The sequence below is a fragment of the Hymenobacter ruber genome (genome assembly GCF_054783255.1).
Genome location: NZ_BAAGQX010000003.1, coordinates 237016 through 249361, shown reverse-complemented (window position 1 = coordinate 249361; position 12346 = coordinate 237016). Strand labels below are relative to the sequence as shown.

The 12346-nt window shown below is 59.9% G+C and carries 9 protein-coding genes and 1 tRNA gene; 2 read left to right on the top strand and 8 right to left on the bottom strand.

Annotated elements, in window-relative coordinates; translation table 11 throughout:
- Position 1 precedes the first annotated feature (1 nt).
- Together ACYVM5_RS08120 and ACYVM5_RS08115 are read right to left on the bottom strand one after the other, a co-directional pair.
- Entirely contained in the window at positions 2-412 is a 411-nt protein-coding gene (locus ACYVM5_RS08120; protein ID WP_460617631.1) for a hypothetical protein, read from the bottom strand.
- 130 nt (positions 413-542) lie between these two features.
- Positions 543-1097: a YceI family protein gene (locus ACYVM5_RS08115; RefSeq protein ID WP_460617630.1), complete on the bottom strand. Its 555-nt coding sequence runs from the start codon at positions 1095-1097 to the stop codon at positions 543-545.
- A gap of 244 nt (positions 1098-1341) precedes the next feature.
- Between ACYVM5_RS08115 and ACYVM5_RS08110 the strand changes: the two genes are divergently transcribed.
- Complete coding sequence (locus tag ACYVM5_RS08110) at positions 1342-4230, top strand: TolB family protein (protein ID WP_460617629.1); 2889 nt, start codon at positions 1342-1344, stop codon at positions 4228-4230.
- A gap of 138 nt (positions 4231-4368) precedes the next feature.
- On the opposite strand, the gene ACYVM5_RS08105 is transcribed toward ACYVM5_RS08110, so the two are convergent.
- The 4 genes from ACYVM5_RS08105 to ACYVM5_RS08090 form a co-directional block, all read right to left on the bottom strand.
- Positions 4369-5202 (bottom strand): alpha/beta fold hydrolase, encoded by an 834-nt coding sequence (locus ACYVM5_RS08105; RefSeq protein ID WP_460617628.1) that lies wholly within the window; start codon positions 5200-5202, stop codon positions 4369-4371.
- A gap of 523 nt (positions 5203-5725) precedes the next feature.
- The gene (locus tag ACYVM5_RS08100) at positions 5726-6508 is read right to left on the bottom strand and encodes a hypothetical protein (RefSeq protein ID WP_460617627.1); all 783 of its coding nucleotides are present in this window, start codon (positions 6506-6508) and stop codon (positions 5726-5728) included.
- Positions 6509-6666: 158 nt separating this feature from the next.
- Positions 6667-8976: a GH92 family glycosyl hydrolase gene (locus tag ACYVM5_RS08095; RefSeq protein ID WP_460617626.1), complete on the bottom strand. Its 2310-nt coding sequence runs from the start codon at positions 8974-8976 to the stop codon at positions 6667-6669.
- Between the two features lie 108 nt (positions 8977-9084).
- Positions 9085-10215, bottom strand: coding sequence for a WG repeat-containing protein (locus tag ACYVM5_RS08090; RefSeq protein WP_460617625.1), 1131 nt, complete (start codon positions 10213-10215; stop codon positions 9085-9087).
- A gap of 42 nt (positions 10216-10257) precedes the next feature.
- Between ACYVM5_RS08090 and ACYVM5_RS08085 the strand changes: the two genes are divergently transcribed.
- The gene (locus ACYVM5_RS08085; protein WP_460617624.1) at positions 10258-10743 is read left to right on the top strand and encodes an HNH endonuclease; all 486 of its coding nucleotides are present in this window, start codon (positions 10258-10260) and stop codon (positions 10741-10743) included.
- A 30-nt stretch (positions 10744-10773) separates the two neighbouring features.
- On the opposite strand, the gene ACYVM5_RS08080 is transcribed toward ACYVM5_RS08085, so the two are convergent.
- Both ACYVM5_RS08080 and ACYVM5_RS08075 read right to left on the bottom strand, forming a co-directional pair.
- A tRNA-Arg gene (locus ACYVM5_RS08080) sits at positions 10774-10847 on the bottom strand.
- Positions 10848-10903: 56 nt separating this feature from the next.
- On the bottom strand, positions 10904-12256 hold the full coding sequence (locus ACYVM5_RS08075; RefSeq protein ID WP_460617623.1) for a Pycsar system effector family protein: 1353 nt from the start codon (positions 12254-12256) through the stop codon (positions 10904-10906).
- Positions 12257-12346: the final 90 nt, after the last annotated feature.

The following is a 12346-nucleotide window of genomic DNA, read 5'->3' as shown; positions in this document are numbered from 1 at the left end:
CCTATTTCGCGCGAACCGAGTCGCAGGATACCGTGGAAAGGTTGCTGAGCGTCACGAACGGCACCGGGGTAGTCGTGCCATCGGCCGCCAGGCACGCCATGCCGGGGCCGGTCGAGGCTTTGGTGTAGGTGAAGTGCAACTGTTTGCCTACCTGGCCCAGGTTGCCTAAGCTGGCCGAATTGGCCACGGCCACCACGTTGTTGCCCAAAAAGCGGTTGCCGTACACTGAAACTGCCCGTGCCCCGATGGGATAAGCCGGGTCAACATCAACCAACACGCCCAGCATGCAGGTGGTGGCTACCACGGTGCCGCTGTAGCAACTGGGTTGGGGCGTGGCGCAGTCTTTTTTGCAGCCGAGGAGCGAGCCGGCCGTGAGCGCGGCCAGACAGAGAGAGGAAAGGGAGCGAAGCATAAGCAGGGCTGGAAAAGTGAAAGAACCGGAATTGCAGCCCTGACCGCCGGCTGCCGCGCGGCGTTGCATCACCCAAAAAAAAGCGGCGGCTTCCGAAGAAGCCGCCGCTTGAATAAGCTGCGAAGGGCAATTAAGCCTGCTTGGCAAACTGCACGTTGGCAATCAGCTTCACGTCGTCGCCCAGCACGATGGCGCCGGCTTCGGTGATGCCGCCCCAGGTGAGGCCGAAGTCTTTGCGGTTGATTTTACCGGTCACTTCAAAACCAGCCTTGTGGTTGCCGTAGAAATCGACGGCCGAGCCGCCGTATTCGGCTTGCAGGGTCACGGGCTTGGTCACGTCTTTCATCGTGAGGTTGCCGGTCACTTTGTAGCCGTCGCCGTCTTTCACGAAAGAAGTCGACTCAAATTTGATGGTCGGGTATTTGGCCGCATCGAAGAATTCTTCGCCCTTGAGGTGGCCGTCGCGCATCTCCTGGTTGGTATCGATGCTGTCAACGTTGAGCGAAAACTCCACCTGGGCGTTTTCGAAGTTGTCGTCGCTCGCACTCTGCATCGAGCCCTGGAACGACTTGAACGAGCCGGTGACGGTGGAAATCACCAGGTGCTTGATTTTAAACTGGATTTCCGAGTGGGTAGGGTCGAGCGTCCATTTGGTGGCAGTGGCGGCGGTTGCGGTATCAGACATGGCGTTTGGGGTTGAAAAGGTGAATTGAGATTACAAAGATAATCAATGTTGCTACATTTTATGTCGATACATTGATTATTTTTTAGCCTAACGATTCCCGTGCCCAAAAGTTCAAACAGGTTGGGTGGCCGAGGAACACAAGGTAGTCAAACTGCTGATTTTGATGGGTTGGCCAAGGCCGATGCGGTGGCGACGGCCTGGCATGACGTTCTTTAGGCCCCATTTCCCGAATCTTCATCATTCTATGCGTCGTTTGTTGCTGCCGGGGCTGCTGAGCCTGTTTTTCGCCGCGCCGGTCCGCGCCCAAAGCCTGCCCGTTCTTCCCCAAAACCCACCCGAGCTGCGCTGGCGCCAGGTGCGCACGCCGCATTTCCGGGTGCTCTACGCGGGCGGGATTGACTCGGCGGCGCAGCGCACGGCGGCGCGGCTGGAGCAGCTGCACGGGCCGGATGTGGCCACGCTGGGCGTGAGCCCCCGCCCCATTGCGGTGGTGATGCAGAACCAGACCACGGTCAGCAACGGCTTCGTGACGTTTCTGCCGCGGCACGCGGAGTTTTTCACCACGCCGCAGCAGGGCTTCGGGCTGGGCACCGTGGACTGGCTCGATGGGCTGGCGGTGCACGAGTTCCGGCACGTAGGACAGTTTGAGAAGGCCCGGCAGGGCGTGGGTCGCGTGTTGGGGCCGCTGTTTGGCGATGGGGCGCTGGGCATTGCGGCGGTGGGCGTGCCGCAGTGGTTTTTTGAGGGCGACGCCGTGGGCACCGAAACGGCCCTCACGCGCAGCGGGCGCGGGCGCATCCCCAATTTCAACGTGGGCCTGCGGGCCAACCTGCACAGCGGTTTCAACTACAGCTACCAAAAGGCCGTGAACGGCTCGCTGGTGGATAACGTGCCCGACTGGTACGTGCTGGGCTACTTCATGACGTCGTACCTGAAAGCCCACTACGGCCCCGACGTGTGGGCCAAAGTGCTGGACAAGTACTACCGGTTTCCGTTTTACCCGTTCTCGTTTTCCAACGGCATCCGGCGCACCACCGGCCTGCGGGTGGAAGAGGTGTACACGCGCAGCATGGCCGAAATCGACTCGCTGTGGTGGGTGCAGCAGCGGGAGCAGCCGGCCACCACGGCGGTTCGGGAGCTGAAGCAGACTGGCGTTGGGAAGATTTTTACCCAATACCAATACCCGCAGTACGTGAACGACAGCACGGTGCTGGCCCTGAAAACCGGCCTCGCCATCATCCCGCGCTTCGTGCTGCTGAGCCGGCACGGAGCCGAGCAAACCGTCTTCACGCCGGGCCAGCTGAACATCCCCGAAATGCTGTCGGCAAATGGCGGGCGGGCCGTGTGGCCCGAGTACCAGCAGCATTCCCGCTGGGGCCAGCGCATTGCCTCCGAGCTGAAGGTGCTGGACCTGAAAACCGGCCGAATCACGCGCATCGGCAAGGGCCAGCGCTACTCGGCGGCGGCGCTTTCGCCCGATGGGTTGCGGCTGGTGGCGGTGCGGGAGGGGGCCGACTACCACCACACGCTCGTTATTCTGGATGCCCAGACCGGGGCCGAAATCCAAGCCCTGCCCAACCCCGCCAACGACTTCTACCAGCAGCCCCGCTGGCACCCCGACGGCCGCCGTCTGGTGGCCGTGACGCTCAGTGCGGCCGGCAAAACAATCGCCGTACTCGACCCTGCCGGGCAGGGCCCAAGTGCCGGCACTTCAAAAGCCCTGCTGCCCGTGGCCAACCTCAACCTGGCCAACCCGCAGCCCTGGCGCGATTTTGTGCTCTACAACTCGGCCCAGTCGGGCATCGATAACATTTACGCCGTGAGCGCCCGCACCGGCCAGACCTACCGCGTTACGAACCGGCCGTTTGGGGCGTACCAGGCGGCGGTGTCGCCGGATGGGCGCACGCTGGCCTTCCACGACTACCGGGCCACCGGGGCGCGGGTGGTCGAAATGCCGCTCGATACCACGGCCTGGGTGCCCGTGCCCACTGCTACGGCGGATGTTCCCGGGCCTTACGCAACGGCGATTGCGGCGCAGGAGCCGGCCGGCAAGCTGGTGCCGCGCCTGCTGGCGGTACGGGCGGATTCGGCGGCCCCGCGCTATGGGGTGCGGCGGTACCGGCCGCTGGCGCACGCCTTCAACCTGTTTAGCTACGGGGTGGTGCAGAGCCCGAGCGGCAACACCGTGAGCGTGGGCCTGCGCTCGCAGGACTTGCTGAACACCACGCAGGTCTTCGCCGGGCTGGGCTACGACCAGGTGGAGCGCACCTTTAACGTGACGGGGGCACTGAGCTACCAGGGCCGCTTTCCGGTGCTGGATGCCGACGTGACCTATGGCGGGCGCGATGCGGCCATCATCTACCGGGGTGCTGCCTACCGCGACCAGTGGCAGTATGCGCGCCTCACGGCCGGGCTGCGGCTGCCGCTCAACCTCACGCATTCCAAGTTTCTGGAAGCCCTGTCGCTGGGCACCTACTTCCTGCACGAGCAGGTGTATGGCTACGACCTGCCGGCCCGCAAGCTCTCCGAAACCGGCCCCAATACGCCCCTCAACGCCCTGCAAACCACCCTCAGCTACGTGAAGCAGCGCAAGGCCCCGGCGCGGGGCATCGCGCCCACGCTGGGCTATACTTTTCTGGGCACGTGGCGCACCACGCCTTTTGGGACGGGGCTGGAGGCGCGGCAGTGGGCGGCGCAGGGCAGCGTGTTTCTGCCGGGGCTGGGGCAGCACCACGCCATTCGGCTGCGGGCCGGCTACCAGTGGCAGGACCAAATGCAGTACCAGTTTGCGCCCGCCGTGTCATTCCCCCGCGGCGAGGGCTACACCAGCTTCGACCGGCTGGGGGTGAGCAGCGTCGATTACTTCCTGCCGCTGGGCTACACGCACTGGGAATTGGGCCGCCTGCTGTACGTGCAGCGGCTGCGGGCCACCGTGTTCGGCGACTTTGCCCAGGGCAATGATTTTCGGGGCGCTGCCGCGCAACTCAACTACCGCAACGTGGGAGCCGATTTGCTGGTGCTTTTCAACGTGCTGCGGCTGCGCACGCCCATCGAGGCGGGAGTGCGGGTGGTGTACCGCTCGGCGGTAGGGGCCTGGGCGGTGGAGCCGCTGGCGTTCAGCATTCGGCTGTAGAGGTTGGGGTGGGAGGGAAAGTCTGTCATGCTGAACGCAGTGAAGCACCTTATCACGTTGAGACAACATGCTCAGTCGTGATAAGGTGCTTCACTGCGTTCAGCATGACAAACGGGAAAATAGCCCGCTCTCGCCTCCCTACAGCACGGTTTCCTCGTGCAGGAAGTGGTCCATGGCGGAGAGCGTTTCCTGCGGGGCCGAGAGGTGGGGGAGGTGGCCGTTGGTTTCGATGACGACCATGCGGCTGTCGGCCAGCTGCTCGTTGATGTAGTGGCCCACGGCCAGCGGCGCGATGACGTCGTGGGCCGACTGGATGATGAGCGTGGGGATGGTGAGGAAGCCGAGCTCGGCGCGGGTGTCGGAGAAGAAGGTGACGCGGGCGAAGTGCTTGGCTATTTCGGGGTTGGTGCGCACGAAGCTGTTGGTGAGGCCCAGCACCAGCTCGGGGTTATCCTGCTGGCCCATCATCACGGGCGAGATGCCGTGCGACCAGCCGTGGTAGTCGGCTTCCATGGCCGCCAGCAGCTCGTTGATATCCTTCTGCTCGAAGCCGCCGGCGTAGCCAGCCTCGTTGATGAAGCGGGGCGAGGGCGCAATAAGCACCATCTTGGCGAAGCGCTGGGGCTCGCGCACGGCGGCAATTACGCCAATCATGCTGGCCACGGAATGGCCCACAAACACCACATCGTGCAGGGCCAGGGCGCTGAGCACGCCCAGCAGGTCGGTGGCATGGCCCTCAAGGGTGCTGTGGGTGGTGGTGGGCTGGTAGGCGTTGAGGTCGGACTGACCGGCCCCCACCAGGTCGAGCAGGATAACCTGGTACTGGTCCTCAAAGGCGGGGGCCACGAGGCGCCAGTCGTGTTGGTCGCCGCCGAGGCCGTGCAGGAACACGATGGCTCGGGTGCCGGGGCCGGAAGCGCCGGAAATGGTAACGTTGCTGCGGTCGAGAATAGAGGTATTGGATGGACTCATTGGGTGGGGGCGTTGATAAGATTAGGTAATTGGGCGGGCTAACATACTACATAATTCAGCTTATTGGATTGATGACATGATTAATGGTATTGCTAAATGTTTTGAGGCTACTACGTGCCTTTTTCGTTATAACAATTAGTCAGAGTATTACTGAGAATAATTGCCGGGCTTCACATAAGGGAGATTACCGGCGATAGTGGCCATTGCCTCTGATTGAAGGGATTGCCCGGCGACCATTGCTGCTAGAACTCACGCAGGTCCAACGATGAGCGCCCTCCCCAGCGCGGCCCTGGAAGACCTGCTGGCGGAGCTGCTGGACGAAGGCGCACCCTCGACGAGGACATGAAAGCCTTCAAGCTGCTCGACCGCCCGCTCTACGACGGCTACACGCAGGCCCGCAAGATTATCAACTCCGGCGGCGGCAGCGGCAAGGAGAAACCAGTCGCGGCGTAAGTTTCGGCCGGATTGGAAATGAAGCCGCCCGCTTCCGGTTGGGGAGCGGGCGGCTTTTTTGTGTAACAACCTAGCGTTGCTTTGGTATTTGGAGCAATATGGCCTTGTCTCTTTGCTCCGGATTGATTTTTAGATTTTGCAGTATGTTATCGGCCTTTCCGTGCCCTAACTCTTTGGCTTGTTCTAAAAGCGTTATGCCTTCCCCGTATCTCCCTAATTGAGTTAATAATTTCACCCCGTAATCGAAAATACCTTCTCTTGTCACGGGATGGTAAGTGACTATACCTTTCGAAATATCAATACTATAATAATCAGCAGCTACTTTTTTGCGCTTATACGAGGCAATAGTATTGATGTGGTAAATATTTATGGTTTGGTTGTTAGCCCAGCTTAATTTATCGATTACTCTGAAATCAATATTATCGACCAAAATTTCTTTCGTCGTATTTAGAATTTGGTCTGACACTACAACATAAGTTGCTCTTGCTTCGAATGATTCTGATAAATACCCTTTTAATCTTGCTGTATGCTTTTTATCAGGGCTTGTTTTCTTCTCTTTAAAATAGTCGCTAAAAACGATACCATTAGATATTATTTTCTGTTCAACTTTCTGAAATTGGTCATCTGAATAGCCTAGAGACTCACAACAGCCTCTTATGCCCTTTGAAAACAAGCCGAGCAATTCTTCTTTCTGCTGGTGCTGATTAAGGGTAAGTAGATGGTTGAAATCGCAGAAAGCATAATAGACTTGGCAAAGCCCTTCTTCTTTGACAATCCCGTCTAATGCTCTAACTGTAGTTATATTGACAATAAGACGCCAAATATTATTACCAATAACAAGCTTGTTTGGCAAGTATATATTGAAAAGGTCGCTTATCAATCCACAGGATTTGAACGCTTCTTTCTGTTCATTAGAGAAAGTTTCATTGCGAGTGGATTTGTAGACGCGAAATTGTACGTCCTGTAAGTACTTGCCCATGTTCTATAATATCTTCTCAAGGTTGCCCAACTTTACTTTCGCGCCGGCCGCGCCCCCATCACAAACACCAACACACCGCCCTTCGCCACGTCCTGCTGCGCCAGAAACGGCTGCGTCAGCTTTTGCCCGTTGAGGGTGACTTGCTGCACGTAGACGTTTTTGGCGCTTTGGTTTTTGACCTGGATGGTGAAGGATTGGCCGTTTTCGAGGTGCAGGATGGCGCCGTGCACGAGGGGACTGCCAAGGGCGTACTGGCCCGAACCGGGGGCGACGGGGTAGAAGCCGAGGGCCGAGAAGAGGTACCAGGCGCTCATCTGGCCGCAGTCGTCGTTGCCACCGAGGCCGTCGGGGGTGGGATGGTACTGGCGGGCGAGGATGTTGCGGACCTGGGCCTGGGTTTTCCAGGGCTGGTCGGTGTAGTTGTAGAGGTAGGCGGCGTGGTGGGCGGGCTCGTTGCCGTGCACGTAGCCCCCGATGATGCCCTCGCGGGTGATGTCCTCGGTTTCGGCGAAGAACGAGTCGGGCAGGTGCATGCTGAAGAGTGAATCGAGGTGGGGCACGAAGCGGCGGTTGCCCCCCATGCGGGCAATGAGGCCGGCGGGGTCGTGGGGCACAGCGAGGGTGTAGTTCCAGGCGTTGCCCTCGATGAAGCCCTGGCCGTTGGTGCTCAGCACGTCGAACTTGGGGCGGAAGCTGCCGTCGGCCAGGCGCGGGCGCATGGCGTTGGCGCGCGGGTCGAACACGTTTTGCCAGTTGGCGGCGCGCTTGCTGAATTCCTGGTAGATATCCGCGTGCCCGAGCTTTTGGGCGAGCTGGGCGATGCACCAGTCGTCGTAGGCGTATTCGAGGGTGGTGGAGACGGAGGTGCCGCTGCGCTCGTTGGGCACGTAGCCGCGGTCGATGTAGTCGGCCAGGCCGTCGTACCAGCGGTGGCGGGCGGTGGCCACGCAGGCGGCCAGGGCGCGCTCGGCCTGAGCGGGCGGCACGGCACCGTTGAGCACGGCATCGACCACCACGGAGGTGCTGTGGTAGCCGCTCATGCACCAGTTTTCGTTGGCGTGGTGGCTCCAGACGGGCAGCATGTGCTCGGCGCTCTGGTCGTAGTGGGCCAGCATGGATTGCACCATGTCGGCGTTGCGGCGGGGCTGGATGAGGTTGAAGAGCGGGTGCAGGGCCCGGAAGGTGTCCCAGAGCGAGAAGGTGGTGTAGTTCACGAAGCCCTCGGCGCGGTGGGTTTGCTGGTCGAGGCCGCGGTACTGGCCGTCGGCGTCCTGGTACACGGTGGGGCTGAGGCAGGCGTGGTAGAGGGCCGTGTAGAAGTTCTCCTTATCGGCTCGGTTGGGCGTTTGGATGGTGATTTTGCTCAGTTCCTGCTGCCAGAGCTGCTGACCGGCGCGGCGGGTCTGCTCGAAGTTCCAGCCGGGCAGCTCGGCGCGCATGTTGGCCAGCGCGCCGGCCGCGCTCACGGGCGAGAGGGCGAATTTTACCTTGATTTTCTCGCCCGCCACGGTGCTGAAATCGAAGTAGAGGCGCAGCTGGCGGCCGGCCTGCTCGGGCCAGTTTTTGGTTTGGTCGAAGCGGCCCCAGAAGCCGCGGTATGCTTCCTTGGGGTCGTATTTGCGGGCGCCGTAGGTCTTGAAGGGCTTCGAGAACTGCATGGCGAAGTACTCGGTGCGGGTGCGGCCCCAGCCGGTGGTTTGGCGGTAGCCGGTCACGAGCGAGTCGTTTTCGATGCGCACATAGCTCCACACGTTTTTGTCGGGGTAGTTGTAGATGCCGGCCATCATGTCCAGGATGATGTGCGCCGGCTCGGTGCCCGGAAACGTGTATTGGTGGAAGCCCACGCGGGTGGTGGCCGTGAGCTCGGCGAGGATGTTGTGGTCATCGAGCTTCACCCGGTAGTAAGCCGGCTCGGCCACCTCGTTCTGGTGCGAAAAGGCAGAGCGGTAGCCGCGCTCGGGGTGGTCGGCGGTGCCGGGGTTGAGCTGGAGCGGGCCGGTGGTGGGCATGAGCAGGAAGTCGCCCAAATCGGAGTGCCCCGTGCCGCTGAAGTGCGTGTGGCTGAAGCCGACGATGGTTTTGTCGTCATAGTTGTAGCCCGCGCAGTACTTGTAGATGTCGGGGTTGTACTTGCCGTTCAGCTCGTAGCTGAGGGTGTCGGTATCGGGCGATAGCTGCACCATGCCGAAGGGCACGGTGGCGCCGGGGTAGGTATGGCCCATCTTCTGGGTGCCCACCAGGGGGTGCGCGTACTGCACGAGGTTTTCGGGCTGGGCAATGGGCTTTTGGGCGGAGGCGGCAGATGCAGCGAGGAGCAGCAGGGGCATCAGAAGGTGCTTCATGCTGCCAAGATAGCGCCACTCACGAGACCCCTACAGGGCGGGCCCTTCTCCTCAGGAGAGGGGAGCCACGACGGCGCAAGTTGTGGCTGAAGTATGTCTTAGCTGGCGCTAAAGGGCTACGCTGAAAAGCCGGTAGCCCTCGGTGGTACGGATGAATGCGAAATGCTGCTGGTGTTCGTAATTCCTTTTGCCTGAGGCGTCATCTTCATTGACCACAACGTTAAAAGCTGGGTATTTTTCCTGAAAAGGCGCGCCACAATCGGTAAGGAAAGGCCGGAATCGAGGGCCGTTAAAGATGAGGTTGTTGAATTCCTCAGCGGAAATTTCAACGTTTTTTGTGCCGAACTGCAAGCGGCCCAGCTTCGGGAGCAGCGCAGGCTGGTAGAATTTCTTCACGAAAGCCGCCGGCTCAAAATGCGGCCAGCCGCGGAATGGCTTCCCGGCCACGGCCAATTCCGCAAAGCACAGCGGTGCTACTTTTTCGGCCGGGCCGGTGAGCACGGTCGGCACAAACACTTCGTAGAACCAATGAGTGAATTCTTTCTCATAGTCTGTGAACGTGTATCGGTCGCCGTTCACGGCGCGAAAAGTGCGGGTGGTGGCGGTGTCAACGGCCGTGGCGTTGATACGTAGCGAGTACCAGTTGAGGTTGGCCAACTGGTCTTCGGGCAGGTTGTCGGCCAGCACTTCGTTGCGCGTATTGATGAGCACATTCCGGCCGCCTACCCAAATGGCGTGCTCGCATTGAATAGTGTCTTTTTCCCCGCTTATACATTTGAGATGCGCCCCGATGCGGGCGGCTGCCAGCCCATTATGGAACGGCATTACGGTATTATAAATCGCGGGAATGCTAACGTGACCCGCGCTGTCGAAAAAGCCCATGCGGTACCTCTTACGGTCCCGAAAACGGATTTTGCCTTCGCTCTCACAGTCGAACGTGTAATCGAACATATACACGCTGTCGCGGCCCACCGGGCGGCCGTTTTTCAGCAGGTAATATTGTTTCTGAGTTGCGTCCTCATTGACTGCCATGATGTGCCGAAACTTCTGTGCATCGCTGAAACTGCCGAACTTGGCTGGAGTACGGATACGCCCAGCCGCGTCTTTGTAGCCGAATAAGTAATGGTCCTTCTGCTGTTTCTCGAACCGCGTCCATACGCTGTCGGCCTGCGTTTGGGCAGCGGCGCTAACTGAAACAACGAGGAGCAGCAGGGGCAGGAGTTTCTTCAGCTTCTTCATGCTGGGTGGCAAATGAGGAGGCAATATCCAGTAATTTGAGCCATGAATAACTGCCTACACTGCGGCGCTGAAACTGCGAACCCCAAATACTGCTCCCGGTCACACGCGGCCATTCATACCAACCAACAAGCGCCCAAGCGGCAACTGACGCGCCAATGCGCGGAATGCGATACCCTGATTCCAGGCAGCCGTCAGTTTTGCGCGGTACATGGTAAGCGTAAGGCCGATTATCGCCTGTTAACTGTGGCGCAGCTCAAAGCAAAGGATGCCATTAAGCACCCCAGCTATTACCGGGGCTACCTCAATAGCATCACGCGGCTGCTCAATGAGCATCGCCCTCGCGTTTGTCAGGCATGTGGCTACGCTAAGCACGTGGAGTATTGCCACAAGCAGCCAATAAAATCCTTTCCCGATTCGGTCACTGTGCAAGCTGTGTCGGGCCCGGAAAATATTTTGCTGCTGTGCCCCAACTGCCATTGGGAATACGACCACGGCCTGCTAGCAGAACACCCCGCACTACTCAGCTAATTAAAGCAAGCGGCGCGGGGTGTAACTATGTGAGCCTGACAGGAATCCAACCTGTACTCTAGCCCTTAGGAGAGGCTTGCTTTATGCAGTTAAGCTACAGGCCCAGGTAATAGCAGTGCCTGACAAAGATAACGCAAGTCCGCCAATACGAGGTTCAGCCCTACATCTTATACAGCAGCGCGATGCCGAACGAGAGCGCCGTGAGAATCAGCCCCACCATGAAGATGGTGTAGCTGGTGCGCAGCAGGCGGTACTTGCGCGTGAGCACCTCGCCGAGGTAATAAATATCCGTCACCATGTTGGTGTAGAGCATGTCCTTGGTGCGCATCAGCTCGCGCATGCCACCCTGGAAGTTATCGAGATTGAGCTTGGTGAACTGCCCGAAGAACAGCAGGTTGACGCGGCGGTTGGTGGCGATTTCGGGGCTCTTTTTCAGCCAGGCGAAACTGGTCACGTCGGGCTGGGCCGAGAGGATGGCCGTGATAACCGAGCCCAAAGCCGTGACCAGCAGGATGCTGATGGGAATGCCCAGCACCGGGTTGCCGCTCATCATGGGGCCCAGGGCGCCGGCTTTGCCCATTTTGGCGCCCAGGTAGGTGATGATAACCGACATGAGCACGGCGTTGAGCTGAATCATCATGCTGGCTTTTTTGTCGGCCATGTCGCTCAGCTTCATATGGTTCGAGTACATGGTGCGGAACATGGTTTCGATGCCCCGCTTGGGCTCGGCGAAGGTGTCGGACTTCTCCTTGGTCTTTTTCTTGTCCTTCTTCTCCTTCTTTTTAAGGTGGTCGCGCTGGTCCTCAATGTTCTTTTTCAGCGCCTTCTTGTACCGGGCCTTGCCGGCTTCGGACAGGTACTTGTGGGCCAGCATGAAGTTGAGCTGCAGCTCGGTCCACTCCGGCGTGGAATAGGTTTTGTTGAGCACCAGTTCCCACTCGGTGCGCAGCAGCTCGGCGCGGGAGCGGTAGTCGTCGCGCGCCAGGTTGCTCATGTCGGCATCGGAGAGCAGCTTTTGCAGCTCGGTTTCGGGCGGCGAGTCGCGGTGCGTGGTTTTTATCAGCTCCTGAATCAACTCAATGCGGGCCTTGGGCAGGCCGTGCTCGCTGAGCCAGGCCCCGGCGCGCTCCATGCTGCGGAACTCGTGGCCGTCGTATACATCAATGTAGCCAGCGTCGTGAAACCAGGCGGCCAGCAGCAGGTTTTCGGTGTCCTCGTCGCTGAGCTGGGCGGCGGGGGCCAGGGCGCGGCACTCCTTCACCACGGCCTCTGTGTGGCCCAGGGTGTGGTAGGTGAGCTTGGCCGGGAGCTCTTTGCCAAACAGGTCGGTGATGTAGGCCTGCGCCTCTTTCACCAGGGCCGAAGCTTTGGCTTTGGGTGTTTTGTCGGCCTCAGCTTCCAGCGGCAGCTCGGTGGCAGGGGCGGGCGGGGCAGCCGGAACCGGCTTTTCTACCTGCGCCGTTGGCGCGGGCGCGGCCGATGATTCAGCGGTTTCGGGGGTAATTTCTTTCATGGTACGCGAAGCTACGGCCGGCGCATTGGGCTGGTCCGCCGGCTTTCAACGCGAAGCGCGGGCCGGAAGTTAAAAACTGGGCCAAACCGC